The organism is Flagellimonas lutaonensis (genome assembly GCF_000963865.1).
Taxonomy (GTDB): domain Bacteria; phylum Bacteroidota; class Bacteroidia; order Flavobacteriales; family Flavobacteriaceae; genus Flagellimonas_A; species Flagellimonas_A lutaonensis.
Window position 1 is genome coordinate 2,686,782 of sequence record NZ_CP011071.1, and the last position, 22,653, is coordinate 2,709,434.

General features: G+C 47.2%; 3 protein-coding genes. All 3 read left to right on the forward strand.

The window, feature by feature from the left end; genetic code table 11:
* The first annotated feature begins 23 nt into the window (after positions 1–23).
* The 3 genes from VC82_RS12525 (at position 24) to VC82_RS12535 (ending at position 22,650) form a co-directional block, all read left to right on the forward strand.
* A complete protein-coding gene (locus VC82_RS12525; RefSeq protein WP_045802671.1) occupies positions 24–2,387 on the forward strand; it encodes a GumC family protein in 2,364 nt (787 codons plus the stop codon).
* Between the two features lie 301 nt (positions 2,388–2,688).
* Positions 2,689–11,742 (forward strand): PKD domain-containing protein, encoded by a 9,054-nt coding sequence (locus VC82_RS12530; RefSeq protein WP_045802672.1) that lies wholly within the window; start codon positions 2,689–2,691, stop codon positions 11,740–11,742.
* Between the two features lie 234 nt (positions 11,743–11,976).
* Positions 11,977–22,650, forward strand: a complete 10,674-nt coding sequence (locus tag VC82_RS12535) for a Kelch repeat-containing protein (protein WP_045802673.1) — start codon at positions 11,977–11,979, stop codon at positions 22,648–22,650.
* Positions 22,651–22,653: the final 3 nt, after the last annotated feature.

The window sequence follows — 22,653 nt, forward strand, 5'->3', positions numbered from 1 at the left end:
TTTAATTAGGAAATTCATAATCAATGGGGGATGATATTGATTTAAAGGAGCTAATCCGAACCTATACAAAACATTGGAAATGGTTTGCCGTTTCGGTGGTTTTCGCCATAACGGCTGCATATCTTTATATTAAGTACACCACCCCTCTTTATGTTGCGGAGGCCAAAATAAAGATTTTGGAAGACGAAAGTTCCAGTGGCGGGATCGATTTGTTCAAAGAGCTCAATATTTTTTCAGGATCGAAGAATAAAGTCGAAGATGAAATAGAGATCATCAATTCGCGATCCAACATGATTGAGGTTGTAAAAAAGCTGGGGTTGAACACTCAGGTCTTTGCTTTAGGAGATATCAGGGATACCGAATTGTATTCTCCCCCCCCTATTCAGATAAACTTCATAATGGCTGATTCACTTTTGAGTAAAGCCGATTTCACATTCTATATCACACCTACCTCAAAAACGGCATTTCGCTATGGCGAGGGAAACGACACACCTCCCAAAGGCTATTCTTTTGGGCAGAATGTGAAGACTCCCTATGGTGACATAGTTGTAACCCCTAACCTTGATACCTTTGAAAGGTACATAGGTCAAGATTTTATGGTGCAATTGTCTCCAGTAGGCGATATGGCACAATATTATGTGGACCAAATAAATATAGGGGCAGCTGATGAGTTTTCCAATATTGTGTATATATCGCTACAAGATCCTATAAAGAAGAAGGCTAAAGATATTATTGATGAACTCATAAAGACATATAATGCCAATGCCATAAAAGACAAGAAAGAAATAGCCGATAGAACGGCAGAATTCATTAATGAACGGATTGCCGATATATCTTCAAGCCTCACTTCGGTCGATCAAACGGCCGAAGATTTCAAGACCCAAAAGGGGGTTACGGATATTGCATCCGAGGCAAATGTCAACCTAAATATAGGCGCGGCAACACGTCAAGAATTGGCAAGGGCGCAGACCGAACTGCAAATGGCCGAATCAATGCGGGACATTGTTGCTAAGCAAGAAGGATTCGAGGTATTGCCCAGCAATATCGGACTTTCAGATCCCACTATAGCCAACGCCACCGAACAATACAACCAATTGGTGCAACAAAGAAAACGTTTGTTGGAAAGTTCTAATGAGAAGAACCCGGTCATTCAGAATCTTGACAAACAATTGAGTAGCTTAAAGCAGACCATGGAGGCCAGTTTAAGTGGTACCGTCAATAATTTGGGACTTCAGGTGAACACCCTAAGCGGCCAACAGGCCATTATCCAGTCAAAGATTTATTCGGCACCTAGAAACGAGCGGGCTCTTCGCGATATTACCAGACAACAACAAACCACAGAGTCACTTTATCTCTATTTGTTGCAGAAACGTGAGGAAGCGCAAATAGCAGTGGCATCGACTTCACCCAAGTGCAAGGTCATTGATGCGGCCCATAATCCGACTGAATTCCCCGTTTCACCTAAAAGGGCTTTCGTTTATATGGCATCTTTTATTTTGGGTCTTTTAATTCCCTTTTCAGTGATTTATGTTAACAACCTCATAGACAATAAGGTACACAATATGAATGGTCTAGAAAAAATGGTCAATGGCGTACCAATTTTAGGTGAAATACCCAAGTTAAGTAAAAAAGAGCAAAAATTAATTGCCAAAGATGACCGTTCCGTTTTGGCGGAAGCATTGCGAATCATTAGGACAAACCTGGATTATTTGATCAAGACCAGACAATCAAAAGGGGAGGGGAAAAACAACGTTGTGTTCATTACCTCAAGCGTTTCGGGTGAAGGAAAAACATTTATTTCATCAAACTTGGCCATGATATTGGCCAGTACCAACAAAAAGGTTCTGCTGATCGGGGCAGATATCAGAAATCCGAAGATTTACTCTTTTTTCAGGGGAGGACAAATAGATAAATTATCCGGACCCAAAAGGGGCAAGGATGCGGGGTTGACGGAGTACATATTGGATGAAAATTTAGGAATACGCGATATTACCAATACCATGTTGGTCTATGAAAATGACATCGATGTCATTTATTCAGGAAGAATACCCCCCAACCCTGCAGAATTGCTGTTAAGTCCCCGTATAAAATCTTTGTTGAGTGAAGCTTCCGAAAAATATGACTATGTGCTGGTCGATACGGCGCCCTTAATGGTAGTGACCGATACCTTGCTGATAAGTGAATATGCAGATCACTTGATATATGTAACAAGGGCGGACGTAACCGAAGAAAATGCCGTAGAATATCCCATCAAACTGCAAGAAGAAGGAAAAATAAAAGGACTTTGTTTCGTTGTAAACGATGTGAAGATTTCAGAGTTGGGCTATGGTGGTAAGTATGGCTACGGTTATGGCCGAACCACAAAAAAATGGTGGAAATTCGGGTAGATCATTAAATTGTCCAACAAATTCCTTTGTTGGTGGAATTTTATATTAATCAGTAGTATTTGTCCAAAAACTTGTTGTTTGGATAATTATTTGAAACCAAGGATATTGCCTACAGGCCAGTAGTGCATTTTTCTTACATATTTCACTTTATCTTTTGTGGTCGTAGTTTATCGATAAACTATTCTAGTTGAACGAATATTAAGTGGGTCGTTCTTTATTTTTTTTGCTAAGGGGTATCTTTGAAATTGGAAAGATTCCCCCCTATCTTCCGATTATTAAAAATTGCTAACACGCCCCAATTATGAAAAAAAATTACCCCAATTTGCCAAAGTACGTCTTTGTATTTGCTGTTGTTTCCATTCTGGGCTTATTTCAGATGAATTTGAACGCCCAAAGTTTTAATGCTTCAAACCTTGTTGGAGAATCACTTACAAATCCAACCTCCTTGGCTTTTGGTCCTGATGGTAAACTTTATGTGGCCCAACAAGATGGAACCATACATCAATATTCTGTATCTCGTGATGGAGCCCCGGCCGGAAGCGGCACATACACGGTTACCAATACGGTGGTAATTAACGACATTAAGATAAAGGTCAAAAACCATAATGACAGTGGGGTTTTGGACAACATAGATCCAGCGGTAAACCAAAAAAGACAGGTCACCGGAATAGCGGTATCAGGTACTTCCGCAAACCCTATTATATACGTAAGCTCCTCAGACCCTCGAATAGGTGGGGCTAGTAATAGTAATCCAACTGGTGAATTGGACCGAAACTTAGATACTAACTCAGGAGTACTTTCTAGGCTCACCTGGAATGGCAGTGGTTGGGATCACGTCGATTTGGTCCGTGGCCTACCGCGTTGCGAAGAAAACCATGCGACCAATGGTCTTGACATTTTTACAAAGAATGGAGATACATACATTCTTTTGCAGCAAGGCGGCAATACTAATAAGGGGGCGCCCAGCAATAATTTTGGTGGAATTGCGGAAACGTACTTAGCGGGGGCCATACTGATTGTGAACTTGACACAATTGGAATCTATGCCCATATACACCGACCCTAGAACTGGATCGGATTATGTCTATGACTTGCCAACACTCAATGACCCCGCAAGGACCGATATAGACAACACACATCCAGAGTTCCCATATCCCTCGGGTCATCCTATGTACAATGCAACTATAGATATAGGTGACCCCTTTGGAGGCAACAATACCCGTAATCAAGCATTTCCAGAACCGGGAGGGCCCGTACAGATATTTTCGCCAGGTTGGCGAAATGGATATGATGTTGTAGTTACCGAAGCTGGGTTAATTTATTCAGTTGATAACGGTGGCAACTCGACTTGGGGCGGTCAGCCCGTAATAAGAACAAGTGATGGAACCTTTAAAGGGGATCAATCAACAACCACCTATGATCCAGGGGCAGGTGATTATGTGACCAATGAATTCAATGAGTCAGGTAGTGCTACGGTTTGGGACGCCCTTCATTATATCGGGACTATTAATGATGCCAACGGGACGTATTATGCTGGGCATCCAGCACCAATTAGGGCATTTCCCGATAAAGCCGAGGTAATCAGTTATACATATAATGGTTCTTCATGGGTTGAAGCTTCAAGACATGATTTTTCAGTTTTATTGAATGGGGTATCAGGCTATTTCAATAGTTCATTTGGCATGGCAAATTTTCCGAATGATCCAGATCAAGGCGAGTTCTTGAGTGCCAACCAAAGTAGTGGAAAAGTGAATATTTTTGATGTAGTGACTTCTTCCACAAATGGTATATGTGAATATGCCGCCAGCAATTTCAACAATGCCATGAAGGGCGATTTGTTGACTGCATCTTTCAACGGCAACATCAATAGATATGAATTGAATGCTTCCGGTACGGGTATTTTGGCCAAAGACAATGGTTTTCTCAATGGCTTCGGCTCTGTACCCCTTGATGTCATTGCGCAAGGTGATCTTGACGTTTTTCCAGGTACTATTTGGGCGGCTACTTATGGTTCTGGGAACATTACGGTTTTTGAGCCTGATGATTTTGGTTCATGCCCACAACCAGGTGAACAAGGGTATGATCCCTTGGCCGATTATGATGGGGATGGCTATACCAATGGGGATGAGATTGATAATGGCACCAACCATTGTTCGGGGGGTAGCAAGCCAGAGGACAATGATGGTGATTTTGTCTCAAATCTAAATGATACTGACGATGATAATGATGGCATAGCAGATGTCAATGATCCCTTTCAATGGGATGCCGACAATGGAACAACCACCAATTTGCCTGTTGAATATCCTTTTTGGAACAATGATCCTGGTACCGGTTTTGCAGGACTTGGCTTTACAGGTTGGATGACCAATGGAAGTACTGACTATCTCGACCAATACGATTTTGACAACCTGTCTTTCGGCGGGGCTGGGGGAAAGGCTACCATTGATTTTGTCTCTGAAGGAGATGCCCTGGGTACTTCAAACAATCAGGATAATGGATTTCAATTTGGAGTTAATGTAGATAGTAATTCCAACCCCTTTACGGTGTATGCTGTTTTAGAGACCCCTTTTGGGGGTATTGCCCCAGTTGACACAGAGTCCTACGGTATTCAAATTGGTTTGGGTGATCAGGACAACTACCTAAAACTAGCTATTTCAACAGGTACCTCGACAAGTGATAACGAGTATGGTTTTGATGTGGTGCTTGAAAATAGTGGAGCTGTAACTAGCAACAGCTATGATGCACCCGGGTTTTCTGCGGCAAACAATATTCATTTATACATAAGTGTAAATCCATCTGCCAACACTGCACAGCCCTATTATTCATTAGATGGTGGCACAACAATAGCACCTTTGGGAGGTTTGGTCAGTTTACCCACGAGCTTTTTAAATGCATCAGATAATCAAGGTTTGGCCGTAGGTATAATTTCAACTTCTGTAGGGAGTGGCCCAGAATATACTGCTACTTGGGATTACATAAATGTCACTGAGGATTCCAATGGCCAACTTGCTTGGAATCCTGATCCAGTTGACTTTGGCACATTACCGGTCACCTCTGGTCCTGTTGAGTTGAATACTTTTGCCCAGAATACCGGAGGGCCCTCAAGTGGTACCATTTCCATCACAGATGTTTCTTTTACAGGTCAGGATGCCACTTTATTTTCAAACACATCAAGTTTACCATTAACAGTAGAGCCTGGAGCGAGTATTGCTGTGCCCATAACTTTTTCTCCTGATGGTAACGCTGGTGCCAAATCGGCCAATGTGGTCATCACTCATTCAGGTACCAATAGCCCTCTTACAGTGCCGATAACCGCTAATCTTAGTGACAACACGTCAGTCAGTAGGGTTAATGCGGGTGGCGCTCAAGTATCCGCTACTGATGGTGGGGTTGATTGGGAAGCCAACAGCGCCGGTGGTGCCACAAGTGGAACTACCTATGCAGTCAACACGGGTAGTGTATTCAGTACGGGAGGTGCTTTTCAATATAGTAATAGAGATGCTTCTATTCCAGCCTATGTAGATCAAACCACATTCGATGCACTTTTTGCACAAGAACGCAATGATGAAGCCACAGGCACAGAGATGGAGTTTACTTTTCCTGTTGCCAATGGTAATTATATAGTCAATTTGTTTTTGGGAAATAGTTTTTCGGGAACCAGTCAAATAGGACAGCGGGTTTTCGATATTGAGATTGAAGGTACTGTGGTTAGGGATAATTTAGATCTTATTGAAGAATTTGGCCATCAAGTGGCAGGAATGTTGTCATTTGCTGTACCGGTCACCGACGGCGTACTTAATCTACGATTCTTGCACGAAGTAGAGAACCCCTTGGTAAATGCCATAGAGATTCTTGATGCAGCTGGCCAGTTGCCCTTTGATATTGTACCCATTGCCAATCAGGCGAATTATGCGGGTCAACAAGCTAATTTGACAGCGGTTGCCTTTGGGGGCGATGAGGCCCAACCCATTGTGTATAGCATTTCGGGCCAACCAGAAGGGTTAGCCATCAACACTTCAACAGGACTTATTTCAGGTACCATTTCTGTAAATGCATTGACCGGTGGACCAAACGGTGATGGTGTGCATCAGGTTACGGTAACGGCCAGTCGCGCCGGATCATCCGATGTGCAGACGCAATTCAGTTGGACAATCACCAGTATGAGCACCTTGAGAATAAACGCTGGCGGAGTTCAGGTCAATGCTTCAGATAGCGAATCAGACTGGCTTGAGAATGCGACAGGCGGCGCCTACGATGGCCCCGGATATTATGTAAACACAGGTGGTATTTTTAATGGTAATTTAGATTATGCCAATAGACACACTTCAATACCATCCTATATAGACCAGAATACTTTTAATGCATTGTTTGCACAAGAAAGGTTTGACACCAATGGCGGAGTTGATATGGATTTTGCCATTCCCATGCTCAACGGGAATTATTCGGTAAATCTCTACATGGGTAACGCTTTTAGTGGCACAAGCCAACCCGGCCAAAGGGTATATGACATTCTTTTGGAAGGGGCTGTGGTACGGCAAAACTTTGATTTAATTGTCGAATTCGGGCACCAATCGGGCGGAATGCTCTCATTTCCGGTATCAGTGACCGATGGGGTGTTGAATATTGGATTTAGCAATACTGTGCAAAGTGCATTGGTCAATGCCATAGAAGTGATTGCGGACAATTCACAGTTCCCGCCGATAATAATAGACCCTGTTGCTGATCAGAATCACCAAGTGGGTGAGAATCCTGATTTGACCATTACGGCCTCTGGCGGTGACCCGCAGGGTAATTTTGAATTCAGTTTGTCTGGCCAGCCTGCAGGCATTGACATTGAACCTACCAATGGGCTGGTATTTGGTACCATTCAATCTGCAGCATTGACTGGGGGTCCCAATGGCGACGGGGTACACAATGTAACGGTCTTGGTGAACAAACCCGGTTCGGCACCAGCAACGACCAACTTCACTTGGACCGTTAGCCAAGATTGGGTGGAGAAAGATGAAGATGAAAATTACACCGCACGCCATGAATGTTCATTTGTTCAAGCCGGGAATAAGTTTTATTTGATGGGGGGTCGTGAAAACGCCACTGCGATCGATGTATACGACTACACCACGAACAGTTGGGTAGAATTGGCGAACTCTACACCAGTTATCAATTCTACGCAGTTAGAGTTTAACCACTTTCAGGCCACTGAATATGAAGGCTTGATTTGGGTGATTGGGGCGTTTAAGACCAATGTGTTCCCGAATGAGATTCCAGCAGATTATATATGGGCGTTTGACCCAACTACTAATGAGTGGATACAAGGTCCTGAGATTCCTTCCGGAAGAAAAAGAGGTTCCACGGGTCTGGTTGTTTACAATGACAAATTCTATATCGTAGGTGGAAACACTGATGGCCACGATGGAGGGTATGTGGCCTGGTTCGATGAATATGACCCACGAACGGGTGTCTGGACACCTTTAACTGACGCACCAAACGCCAGAGACCACTTTCAAGCTGCGGTAATAGGCGATAAGTTGTACGCTGTGGGCGGTAGACTGTCAGGTGGGCCGGGCGGTACTTTTGCCCCGACCATCCCAGAAGTGGACGTATATGACTTTATTAGTGGCACATGGAGCACTTTGCCTGCCGGGCAGAACTTACCTACCGAAAGGGCTGCCCCCGCTGTGGTCAACTTTGAAGATAAGTTGGTCGTGATAGGTGGAGAAGGTAATGGACAGGCCTATAATACTACTGAACAATATGATCCGAACACCCAAACATGGAGCACCTTGGCCGATATGAACCATGCACGGCATGGCACACAGGCCATTGTATCGGGCAATGGAATTTATATATTGGGGGGTTCACCTAACTTGGGTGGCGGCAACCAAAAAAACATGGAATATCTTGGAGCCGATAATGCCACTGGCGTGCCCAGCATAACCAGTACCTTGTCAGCACCTTCCATTGTGGATGTGCCTGATGGGGGCAGTCGTGACATTTTAATTACCGCTGAGGATGGTAATGTAGGCATCATGGTGACTTCTATGGAGATTACCGGACCCGATGCCGCCGACTTCAGCATTACTTCGGGTGAATTGAACCCCGGTCTCATTGGAACTTCTGAAACACATACGGTCACAGTGGCCCTGAGCGGAACAGGTGCGGATAGAAATGCTGTGTTGACCATCAATTATGGCCCCTCATCATCGATTACGATTGATTTGACCAACAACAATGTGCCGCCTGATGTCGAGAACCCGGGCACACAGAACAATGTAGAGGGTGAAAACGTTTCACTGCAGATATTGGCCACTGATGCCAGCAGCAATCTTGCGTATAGTGCCACGGGCTTGCCACCCGACTTGACCATTGACCCCAACACGGGCCTCATTTCGGGTACCATAGCACAGGCTCAATCGGGTAATGGGGTCTTTCAGGAAGAGAATGGTCTGGTAATCATTGAAACCGAGTCAGGAACGATAGACCCAACGTGGAGTTTGACCACTCTTGATAATGAAACAGGTATTATTGCGGGGTCCAACTATCTTAGTGGTACGGTTGCAGGCAATGGAGGCACTATTCCGTACCAAATAAATATCTCGACCCCTGGGGTATATCGTTTTGATTGGAAAAGCTTTTACAGTGGACCAAACTCAACTGAAGAAAATGACAGCTGGTTGCGGTTTCCGAACAATGATGATGTCTGGTTCTTTGGCTTTAGGGGAAATCCTGTGAGTGAGGCTAATTTGATTGACAAAATTCAAAATGACTTCACCAATGTGGTCTTCCCAGGTGGAACCTCTAGATATTTTTCAAATCCAGGAACCGAAAGCGATCCATCAGACGATACGGCACCGGTAGGCCAAACCGGTAATGGTTATTTCAAGATTTTTTTGTCAGGAGCGCAATCAGAAGTTTATGAATGGGAGTCGTTTACCAGTGACAATGGCACGGCACATCAAATTTATGTGTGGTTCGTGAATCCGGGCACTTATACCATGGAAATTTCTGAACGCTCTGCGGGCCATGCCATTCATAAAGTCGCACTTTACAAAGTGGACGGGCCAAATTACACAGATGCCCAGTTGGATACATTCCCAGAGTCCAATACAGGAGGAGGGTCTCAAGGAGCGGCAGCCAACAGTCCCTATACGGTTGATGTGACGGTGACCGATGATGGCAATCCTCAAGAATCTACAACCGAACAGTTCATCTGGAACATTGGTCCGGCGGGTACCGCACCACCTTCTGCGGTCGCAGAGGCCTCCCCATTGACAGGCGTAGCGCCTTTGCAGGTCACTTTTACAGGCAGTAATTCTACCGATGACTCGAACATTGTTAGCTATGCTTGGGACTTTAAGGACGGTGGTACTTCTACGGAAGCCGATCCAGTCTATACCTTCAATTCTTCCGGCACCTATGATGTGGAATTGACAGTGACCGACAATGATGGACTCACGGATACCGATACGGTGACCATTCAGATAAATGGAGCTAACCTACCGCCCACGGCAGTGGCAGAGGCCACCCCGTTGACGGGCGAGTCACCACTTCAAGTGACCTTTACGGGCAGCAACTCGACCGATGATGTGGGAATCGTCAGCTACGCTTGGGATTTCATTGATGGCGGCAATTCAACCGAGGCAGATCCCATATATACCTTCAATACACCTGGAATCTATGATGTTGAATTGACCGTGACCGATGGCGAGGGGTTAACAGATACAGATGTTGTTACCATCACTGTGAATGCGCCAAACCAAGCACCCACTGCAGTGGCCGAGGCCACCCCGTTGACGGGCGAGTCACCACTTCAAGTGACCTTTACGGGCAGCAATTCTTCCGATACCGATGGTACAATTGAAAGCTATTCTTGGAACTTTGGCGATGGTGGTTCCTCCACAGAGGCAGACCCTGTCTATACTTTCAATACAGCGGGTACTTATGACGTGGAGCTTACCGTGACCGACGATGGAGGGCTGACCAATACCGATACGGTGACCATCACCGTGAGTGAACCGAACCAGCCACCCACGGCAGTGGCCGAGGCGACACCTTTGAGTGGAGATGCTCCGTTGCAGGTGGCCTTTACGGGCAGCAACTCGACCGATGATGTGGGCATCGTCAGCTATGCATGGGACTTCAAGGACGGCAGCACATCGACCCAGGCCGACCCGTCCCATACCTTTAACACGGCCGGCACCTACGTGGTGGAGCTCACGGTGGTCGACGCCGAAGGGCTGACCGATACGGATACGGTGACCATTACGGTAAATCAATCGACCAATGAACCGCCAGTGGCAGTGGCAACTGCCAATCCCACACAAGGAGAAGCACCATTACCGGTCATATTTGATGGTAGTAATTCTACCGATGATGTTGGAATCGTCAGCTATTTTTGGGATTTTGATAATGGTACAACCTCTACCGAGATAAATCCGGTAACAACATTTACAGATGCTGGCACTTATGAGGTTACCTTGACTGTAACCGATGACGGAGGCCTGACCGATATGACAACCATTACGATTACAGTAGTGGATCCGATGGGCAATTTGCCCCCGAATGCAGTTGTCAGTGCCACTCCAGATTCAGGTGAAGCACCTTTGGAGGTTTCCTTCACAGGAAGCAATTCTACCGATGATGTAGGTGTTGTCAGCTATGCTTGGGACTTTGGTGATGGGGGAAGTTCAACGGAAGCGGACCCTGTTCATACCTATAATACTCCGGGCAACTATTTGGCAACCCTTACCGTAACTGATGGGGAAGGCCTGATGGACAACGCCACAGTGACTATTACCGTTACTGAAGCAGGTGCAAATCAGCCCCCGAATGCAGTTGTCAGTGCCACTCCAGATTCGGGTGAAGCACCTTTGGAGGTTTCCTTCACAGGGAGCAATTCTACCGATGATGTAGGTGTTGTCAGCTATACTTGGGATTTTGGGGATGGAGAAACCTCGACCGAGGTGAACCCGAGCCATACCTTTACTTTTGCGGGTTCCTTTGAAGTTTCTCTGACTGTAGAAGATGAGGAGGGATTGACCGATACCGCAACGATTACAATTGAAGTAGAAGACAACAATCCATCTGGAATAACTGATTTTGAGGTAATAATTGCTCCTAATCCAGCCGATCAAACCGCGAATATCAGTGTGTTGAACATACCAGAAGGTACGGTAGTAACAATGATATATCTACATGATTCCACTGGTAGGCTATTGGGTGCATTCGAACCACAAGATGTGTTTAGTGACAACAGATACGAAATTCCCGTTTTTATGTTAAGGGATGAAGTATATTATGTAAAAATTGAACTGAACAATGGCGATTCCATTGCGGTAAGGTTATTGGTAAAAAATTGATAATCTACCCTAGTGGTAAAGATTTCCTTACACATATTCTAAGAAAGAAGGGGGGCTCAAATGCCCTCCTTTTTTTGTCCAGCAATAATTTGTAAATCAATGTTTTGCCATTGGTCGGGATAATGGTTCAATTAGTCGAATAAGCTAAACGTACAGTATCTTCAGCTTTAAAAACAGATACTTTTGGTACAATCCCCCAAGACTTGTTGATTTCCTAACGCCAATCAGAAATATATGAAAGGTTTCTATTACATTCAGTTTTGGGTAACTATTTTTATTTTTACTGTTTTCCCTACCTCAAATATTCATTCACAAGGTTTTAACAGCTCAGCTCTCTTGGGTGAAAGTCTAAACAATCCAACCTCATTGGCTTTTGGCCCGGACGGAAAGCTCTATGTGGCACAACAAGATGGAACCATACACCAATACACCGTGGCCAGGGACGGTGCCCCGGCAGGTAGCGGAACCTATTCGGTTACCAATACCGTGGTGATCAATCACATCAAGTTAAATGTTCTAAACCACAATGATATCGGTGAACTGGACAATAATGGGAGTGCTGTAAATGGAAAGCGTCAGGTAACGGGCATCTTAGCAGCGGGTACAGCTGCGAATCCGATTTTATATGTGACTTCTTCTGACCCACGTATTGGTGGTGCCAGCAGTAGCAATCCCAGTGGTGAACTCGATAGAAACCTTGACACCAATTCTGGAATTTTATCAAGGTTGACCTGGAATGGCAACAGTTGGAACCAGGTTGATCTGGTTCGAGGCCTGCCACGTTGCGAAGAAAACCATGCTTCCAATGGCTTGGATATCTTCACAAAAAGTGGAAGTACTTATCTGCTCTTGCAACAGGGTGGCAACACCAACAAGGGGGCTCCCAGCAATAATTTCGGAGGTATTGCAGAAACGTATCTCGCCGGTGCCATCTTGATCATCAACCTGACCCAATTGGAAGGGATGGCAGTCTATACCGATCCCAGAACCGGATTTGACTATGTCTATGACCTGCCCACCCTGAACGATCCAACAAGAACCGATATAACCAATACACACCCAAAGTTCCCCTATCCTTCAGGGCACCCTATGTACAATGCCACTATTGACATTGGCGATCCCTTTGGGGGCAACAATACCCGTAACCAAGCAATCCCTGAACCAGGTGGACCGGTTCAGATTTTTTCGCCAGGTTGGCGCAATGGCTATGATGTGGTGGTGACAGAGGCAGGATTGGTGTATTCGGTCGATAACGGGGGCAACTCAACATGGGGAGGGGTGCCGCTCATCTATTTGAGCAATGGTACCTTAAAGGGGCACCACTACACAACGACCTATGACCCCGGTGCAGGTGATTATGTGACCAATGACTTTCATGAGAACGGTAGTAGCACGGTTTGGGATGCATTACATTTCATTGGCTCTGTGAATGATGCCAATGGCACTTATTATGCAGGCCACCCAGTGCCCATTAGGGCTTTCCCCGCACTGGCCGAGGTGATAAGCTATAATTACAATGGCTCTAGTTGGGTTGAAGTGTCAAGAGATGATTTTTCTTCTTTATTAAATGGGGTTTCTGGTTATTTCAACAGTTCGTTCAACATGTCTAATTTCCCTAATGATACAAGGCAGGGAGAGTTCTTGAGTGCGAACCAAAGCAGCAGTAAGGTCAACATTTTTGATGTCGTGACCTCTTCTACCAACGGTATATGTGAATACACGGCCAGCAACTTTAACAATGCCATGAAGGGAGATTTATTGACGGCTTCTTTCAATGGTAAGATCAACAGATACCAATTGAACTCATCAGGTACCACCTTGTTGGTCAAAGACAATAATTTCTTTTCAGGTTTTGGGTCTGTACCACTTGATGTCATTGCACAGGGCGATTCGGATGTCTTTCCCGGCACCGTGTGGGCCGCTACGTATAGCTCAGGCAACATTACAGTTTTTGAACCCACAGATTTTGTCAATTGCCCCCAACCGGGTGAAGGCGGTTACGACCCTTTTGCAGATTCTGACGGCGATGGTTTTACCAATGAAGATGAAGTTGCCAATGGCACCAATCATTGCTCTGGGGGCAGCAAACCTGAGGATAATGATGGTGATTTTGTGTCGGATCTGATGGATGCCGATGATGACAATGATGGTATTGCAGATGTCAACGATTCCTTTCAATGGGATGCTGATAATGGTACCACCACCAATTTGCCCGTTGATTACCCCTTTTGGAACAATGACCCTGGCACTGGTTTTGCCGGATTGGGTTTTACAGGATGGATGACCAATGGCAGCACTGATTATCTAGATCAATATGACGAAGGCAATCTCTCTTTCGGCGGGGCAGGGGGCAAGGCCACTATTGACTTCACCGGTAATGGCGATGCTCTGGGGGCTTCCAATGACCAAGAAAATGGTTTTCAATTTGGGATCAATGTTGACAGCAATTCCAATCCATTTACAGTCCACTCTAAAATAGAGACGCCTTTTGGTGGTAACCCACCCGTCGGCACTCAATCATACGGAATCCAGATAGGCACAGGCGACCAAGACAATTATCTTAAATTGGCCGCCAGCACAGGCACCTCTAGCAGTGACAGCGAGCATGGGTTCGAAGTAGTTTTGGAGAACGGTGGCTTAGTAACAAGCAATGCTTATGATGCACCGGGCTTTTTGGCGGCCAATGCAATGGATTTGTACATAAGCATTGACCCATCTGCAAATACGGCCCAATGTTTTTACTCATTTGATTCTGGCACAACAATAAATGCTTTAGGAGGCCCACTGACGCTTCCGTCAAGTTTTTTGGATACCAACGATAACCAAGGCCTTGCGGTAGGTATAATATCGACTTCAGGGGGTTCAGGCCCTGATTATACAGCCACGTGGGACTTTATCAATGTCGATGAGGGTACTGTTGGAGGCGAATCCTGTATATGGAATGGTTTGACCGATGCAGGCTTGGGGCGTTTCGAAACCAGAAAAGAACAAGTCGGGGATAAATTATATATAATGGGAGGTTGGTTGACCGGATTGATTGCCTCGAATACAGTGGAGATTTATGACATGACCAATGATACTTGGAGTTTTGGAGCCAATATGCCCATAAATGTGACCCATATGGGCAGTGCAGTGGTTGGCAATGATATTTGGCTTATTGGAGGTTTTGTCGGCAATCACCCAGGAACCGCAACCGGCGAGGTGCATATTTATAATACGATAACCGATAGTTGGAGCCAGGGGCCAGCTTTACCAAGCCCTATTGGTTCGGGAGCAGCCACATATAATAATGGAAAAATTCATTTCTTCGGTGGATTGCTTCCCGATAGGCAAACCGATGTTGGAAACCATTATGTACTTGATGTAAACGATATCGGTGCCGGATGGGCAACTGCAGCTTCCTTGCCCAACCCTAGAAACCATCATGGCGCAGCAAGTGTCAACGGATTTGTTTACGCCATAGGCGGGCAATTTGGCCATGATTCGAGTCCCCAGTACCAAAATTTGTTGCATGCTTATAATCCATCCACTGATACATGGACCAATTTGGCGGCTTTGCCCCAGAACCGATCTCATTTTGAGCCCGGAACAACTGTTCACGATGGAAAAATAATCATTGTTGGCGGTAGGGGTGGCCCAAGCATCTTCTTTGATGAGGTATCACAATATGATCCAATTACCAACACATGGATGGAGCTTTGTCAACTACCAGAAAAATTAGTTGCCCCAGTGGCCCATTCCTTTGGTGATAGATTGATAGTTTCAGGCGGAGGGGTCAATAGTACCAGTAACCTTACTACATCTACCCAATGGCTGCAATTGGAATCTGGCAACTCAGGCCTAACATGGAATGACAAGAATGAAAATGAAACTTATTTAGGAAGACATGAATGTGGTTTTGTTCAAGCAGGTGACAAATTCTATTTAATTGGAGGTAGAGAGTCAGATTTGGTGCAATATTATGATTATTCGGCCGATATCTGGACCACTGTAACGGACCCTGCCCCCTTGTTGTTCAATCATTTTCAAGGTATTGAATACAAAGGGTTGATTTGGGTTATCGCTGCACTTAAGGGAGATAACTTTCCCAACGACACCCCGACTGATTATGTTTGGATGTTTGACCCTGCTAACCAAGAATGGATCCAAGGTACGGAAATTCCCTCGGGTAGAAAAAGAGGTTCAACAGGTTTGGCTCTTTACAATGATAAATTCTATGTTGTTGGTGGCAACACCAATGGCCATGATGGCGGCTATGTGGCCTGGATGGATGAGTATGACCCGGCAACTGGCGCCTGGACCACCTTGCCCGATGCGCCACATGCGAGGGATCATTTTTCGATATCAGTGATTGGGAATAAATTATACGCTGTTGGGGGTAGGTTATCAGGTGGCCCTGGTGGGGTATTTTCACCTTATGTTCCTGAGGTCGATGTTTATGATTTTACTAGCCAAAGTTGGCAGACCCTACCGCCAAGCGCAAATATCCCAACATCTAGGGCAAGTGCCATCAACGCCATATACAATGGTAAACTTATGATAATAGGGGGCTCGGTTCAAAATGAACTCGTCTATGGCATGCTCACCACAGACGCTTTACAGATTACCGAAGAGTTTGATCCTGTTACACATACATGGACGAGGCTTGCCGATACCAATTACAAACGACGGGCCACCCAGGCCATCGTGAACGGCAATGGTATATTTATGACGGCCGGTTCAGACCAATTGGGCGGCGCACAGCAAAAAAATATGGAATATTATGGACAGGATAATCCTTCTGGAACTCCCATTGTAGCAAGTCAATTCTCGGCCCCATCATCGATAAGTGTAGAACAAGGTTCCAATGCAGACGCATCGCTCGATGTTTCGGGCGGCAATGTGGGAATTTTTGTTCGGTCAATGCAAATTTCAGGCACCAACGCCTCTGAATTCAGCATTGTTTCAGGTGAGTTGCCAAATGGCGGCTTGTTGATGCCCAACAGTACCCATAATTTCAGCGTTGGTTTCAATGGAACCACCAATGGTGCGACAGCTACCTTGACAGTTGAATATGGGGCAAGCTCACAAGAACAAATTCAACTATTTGGGCCTTTGGATGTCAATACCGATTGGGTTGACAAGAACGAAAATGAAAATTATACAGCACGTCACGAATGCTCCTTTGTGCAATCGGGTGATAAGTTCTATTTAATGGGCGGAAGAGAAAATTCAACCACCATCGATGTATATGACTACACATCAAATAGTTGGAGTCAATTGACAAATTCTGCCCCAGAAGAATTCAACCATTTTCAGGCCCTTGAATATCATGGTCTGATTTGGGTCATCGGTGCCTTTAGAACGAATATTTTCCCTAGTGAAATACCGGCAGATTATGTTTGGGCCTTCGATCCTTCGACCAATGAATGGATTCAGGGGCCCGAAATTCCTTCCGGAAGAAAAAGGGGATCTTCGGCCTTGGCACTGCACAATGGAAAATTCTACATTATGGGAGGCAATACCGACGGGCACGATGGAGGATATGTCGCATGGTTTGATGAATATGACCCAGCTACTGGAACGTGGACAACCCTTACAGATGCTCCAAGGGCAAGAGACCATTTTCATGCCACAGTAATCGACGGTAAGTTGTATGCCGCAGGGGGTAGGTTGTCTGGTGGTGCAGGCGGAACCTTTTCTCCAACGATTCCAGAAGTAGATGTGTACGATTTTGCCAGCGCAACCTGGAGTACCTTGCCCAGTGCGCAAAATATTCCTACACAAAGAGCCGCCGCCGCTACAGTAAAATTCAATGACCGATTGATTGTCATTGGAGGCGAGGCAGCTGGTACCGGAGCCATGGCAGTTACCGAAGAATATGACCCTGTTGCCCAATCTTGGAGAACCCTTTCTGATATGAACCATGCTCGACATGGTACCCAGGCAATTGTTTCAGGAAGCGGAATTTTCATTTTGGCAGGTTCACCAAATCTGGGAAATGGCAACCAAAAGAACATGGAATATTTGGGCACTGATAATCCACAGGGCGTTCCACTGGTGACAAGTACCCTAAGTGCTCCCACAAGTATGGGTATCGTTGAAAATTCATCAGCCGACATTACTTTAAATGTTTCTGGTGGAAATACAGGAGTGGTTGTTACTTCAATGAGCATAACCGGCCCCGATGCCAGCGATTTTAACATTGTTTCAGGAGAATTGACCAATGGATTGTTGGTGCCTTTATCATCCCACAATGTTACCGTGGTCCTTACGGGTACCGGAGCTAATAGAAATGCAGTGCTCACAATCAATTATGGGGTTTCCTCATCTGTTACGGTTGACCTTGTCTCAATTGTTCCTTCTACCGACGGGGTGATCAGTTTCACTTTGATTGATGCAGATACCGACAATGACCTGTTCAACCTCTTCGATGGTCAACAAATAGATATTTCTTCACTCCCTACATCAAATTTGAATGTAAGGGGCAACACCGAACCCCCTACTGTGGGCAGCGTCTTTTTCCAGCTGTCGGGCACGACTTCAAATACACGCAACGAAAATGGCGCCCCGTATGCACTTTTTGGCGATAGCGCAGGTGATTATTTTCCAGGTAGTCTTCCTGAAGGAAATTATAGTTTGACGGCCACCGCCTATAACGGTCCAAATCAATCAGGAGGCATTCTTGGTCAACCGTTTATTGTGAATTTCTCAATTAACCAGACCGGTGGTGGAAATCTGCCACCCACGGCGATTGCGTCAGCGAATCCAGAATCAGGTAATGCCCCCTTATCTGTTGATTTTGCCGGTAGTGGATCTACCGACGATATGGGAGTCACTTCCTATTTCTGGGACTTTAAGGACGGAAATACTTCTACGGATGCGGATCCAACCCATATATTTACTTCCAATGGAACATATATGGTGGAATTCACTGTCACAGATGGTGGAGGGCTTATTGATACCACCACTTTGCCAATATCTGTTTCCCCTGTAGGCCAGGGCACCGAGCTTTGGCTTGAGGCCGAGTGCGCGACGGTGGGGGCCAATTGGAGCACTGTCAGCGACGGTTCGGCCTCGAACGGGGAGTATCTGTTGCCACCTGCAGGGAACAACTGGAACTCCCCATCCTCCGATACGGATGATTGGGTCACCTTTACCTTTAATGCTTCCCAAGGCACGTACAGCATATATGGACTGGTGAGCACGCCATCTGGTAGTAACGACAGTTTTTGGATCAGGGCCAATGGCGGCACCTGGGTGAAGTGGAACTCTATTCCAGGAGGCACTGCCTTTTCATGGCACCAGGTGTGGGACAACGACAACAATAATACGGTGGTGGCCTTCGACCTGGTGGACGGGGCGAACACCATTGACGTCACCAACCGTGAACAGGGCACGGGGCTCGACAAGCTCTATGTGACCGACACGGCCAACGTGCCCGCGGGCCTTGGGGGCGCCGACCCGAACTGTACGGTTACCCCTCAGCCACCGGTCGCCAATGCGGGCGCTGACCAGACCGTGACACTGCCCACGAGCAGCGTTACGCTGAACGGATCGGGCACGGACCCCGACGGCGGTGTGATAACGGGCTACCAGTGGACCCAGCAGAGCGGCCCGAACACGGCGGCCCTCAGTGGCGACGACACCCCCGACCTGACGGCCAGTGGCCTTGTTGAGGGCAGCTACGTGTTCCGACTGACGGTGACCGACGACGAGAGCGACACCGGTTTCGACGAGGCGACCGTGGTGGTCAACGCGGCAGGCCAGGGCACCGAGCTTTGGCTTGAGGCCGAGTGCGCGACGGTGGGGGCCAATTGGAGCACTGTCAGCGACGGTTCGGCCTCGAACGGGGAGTATCTGTTGCCACCTGCAGGGAACAACTGGAACTCCCCATCCTCCGATACGGATGATTGGGTCACCTTTACCTTTAATGCTTCCCAAGGCACGTACAGCATATATGGACTGGTGAGCACGCCATCTGGTAGTAACGACAGTTTTTGGATCAGGGCCAATGGCGGCACCTGGGTGAAGTGGAACTCTATTCCAGGAGGCACTGCCTTTTCATGGCACCAGGTGTGGGACAACGACAACAATAATACGGTGGTGGCCTTCGACCTGGTGGACGGGGCGAACACCATTGACGTCACCAACCGTGAACAGGGCACGGGGCTCGACAAGCTCTATGTGACCGACACGGCCAACGTGCCCGCGGGCCTTGGGGGCGCCGACCCGAACTGTACGGTTACCCCTCAGCCACCGGTCGCCAATGCGGGCGCTGACCAGACCGTGACACTGCCCACGAGCAGCGTTACGCTGAACGGATCGGGCACGGACCCCGACGGCGGTGTGATAACGGGCTACCAGTGGACCCAGCAGAGCGGCCCGAACACGGCGGCCCTTAGTGGCGACGACACCCCCGACCTGACGGCCAGTGGCCTTGTTGAGGGCAGCTACGTGTTCCGACTGACGGTGACCGACGACGAGAGCGACACCGGTTTCGACGAGGCGACCGTGGTGGTCAACGCGGCAGGCCAGGGCACCGAGCTTTGGCTTGAGGCCGAGTGCGCGACGGTGGGGGCCAATTGGAGCACTGTCAGCGACGGTTCGGCCTCGAACGGGGAGTATCTGTTGCCACCTGCAGGGAACAACTGGAACTCCCCATCCTCCGATACGGATGATTGGGTCACCTTTACCTTTAATGCTTCCCAAGGCACGTACAGCATATATGGACTGGTGAGCACGCCATCTGGTAGTAACGACAGTTTTTGGATCAGGGCCAATGGCGGCACCTGGGTGAAGTGGAACTCTATTCCAGGAGGCACTGCCTTTTCATGGCACCAGGTGTGGGACAACGACAACAATAATACGGTGGTGGCCTTCGACCTGGTGGACGGGGCGAACACCATTGACGTCACCAACCGTGAACAGGGCACGGGGCTCGACAAGCTCTATGTGACCGACACGGCCAACGTGCCCGCGGGCCTTGGGGGCGCCGACCCGAACTGTACGGTTACCCCTCAGCCACCGGTCGCCAATGCGGGCGCTGACCAGACCGTGACACTGCCCACGAGCAGCGTTACGCTGAACGGATCGGGCACGGACCCCGACGGCGGTGTGATAACGGGCTACCAGTGGACCCAGCAGAGCGGCCCGAACACGGCGGCCCTCAGTGGCGACGACACCCCCGACCTGACGGCCAGTGGCCTTGTTGAGGGCAGCTACGTGTTCCGACTGACGGTGACCGACGACGAGAGCGACACCGGTTTCGACGAGGCGACCGTGGTGGTAAGTGCTTCCGGAGGAAACTTGCCACCCAATGTGAACAATCCTGGTGACCAGAACGATAATGAGAGCGATGCCATATCATTGCAGATCAATGCTACCGATCAAAGCTCAAATTTGACATACAGCGCAAGTAACCTGCCGTCTAATCTATCTATCAATAGTAATACTGGTTTGATTTCTGGAACTTTGTCCCAAGGCCAACCTTCTGGAGCCTTTTTGGAAGAGAACGGATTAGTAATCATTGAGGCGGAATCGGGAACATTGGAGCCTGCATGGAGCTTGACAAACTTGGACAATGAGACAGGCATCATTGCGGGCAGCAATCATTTCAATGATCAAAATGGGGGCACTATTCCCTATGAGATTACCATTACTACTCCAGGGGTTTATCGATTTATCTGGAACAGTTTTTACAGTGGCAACTCAGCTTCTGACGAGAATGATAACTGGTTACGATTTCCGAATGATGATGATGTCTGGTTTTTGGGCTACAAAAATGGGCCATTTACTGAGAGTGCCATTATCGCTGCGGCACAAGCTGGAGCTGCCAATGTGGTTTTTCCAAAAGGCAGTTCAAGAGAGGGTCAGGGCGGCACTTTGAACGGTTCAGGTGGCAATGGATACTTTAAGATATATAAATCCAGTGGTGGTTCTGAACAATACACATGGCAGTCATTTACTGGGGATAGCCAAGGCTTTGCGGTTTTTGTCTGGTTCGTTAACCCAGGCACCTATACCATGGAGATTTCAGAACGATCTGCAGGCCATGCCATTGACAGAGTTGCCCTGTATAGAGTTACTGCCAGCTATACAGATGCCCAGCTGGATGCCGCCCCAGAATCTCCCTCTTCGGGAGGCTCCCAGGGCGCTGCCGCAAACAGCCCCTATAATGTAATGGTTACCGTAACCGATGATGGCGTGCCACAAGAATCGACGACCATTCAGTTCGACTGGATTGTGGGTACGGGTGGAGGCAACCCCAATACTCAATCAGTGGAAAGCTTCACTTTGATCAATGCAGATACCGATTCCGATTTATTTGAAATCACCGATGGCATGCAGATACAAGAATCCACAATTCAAGGACTGGGTCTTAATGTACGGGCAAACACAAACCCAACCATTGTCGGTAGTGTTTCCTTGTCACTTACAGGCCCTGTGAGTAATACCAGACCAGAGAATGGGGCACCCTATGCTTTATTCGGAGATAGCGGGGGCGATTATTTTGCAGCTACATTTTCCGTAGGAAATTACACGCTTTCTGCTACTCCTTATCCAAATCCATCTTTAGGGGGTACACCAGGGCAGCCCTTGACAGTTCAGTTTGCAATCGTTGCGGGCGGCACTGCAAGATTGCCCAATAGTGGTCTGGGAGAAGACGGTATCGAGATACTATTGTCGCCAAATCCGACCTCGTATTTGGTAGACGTGGTCTCGACACCGAGGGCTGCCATCGAGAAGGTCTATATTTTTGATGTTGCCGGTCGTTTGGTGAAATCGATAGATATTGACTCCCAAAGTACTTTCGATGGACAGTTTAGCTTCGATGTTTTGGGAATTGAGGACGGAATTTATGTTGTTCAAATGTGGTCGGCGAAGACCCAAAAAGTTTCAGAACATAAATTGATCATCAGAAAATAGAAA

Coding starts and splice junctions, on each gene's coding strand:
- VC82_RS12530 (WP_045802672.1), top strand. CDS start 2,689: ATGAAAAAAAATTACCCCAATTTGCCAAAGTACGTCTTTGTATTTGCT.
- VC82_RS12535 (WP_045802673.1), top strand. CDS start 11,977: ATGAAAGGTTTCTATTACATTCAGTTTTGGGTAACTATTTTTATTTTT.
- VC82_RS12525 (WP_045802671.1), top strand. CDS start 24: ATGGGGGATGATATTGATTTAAAGGAGCTAATCCGAACCTATACAAAA.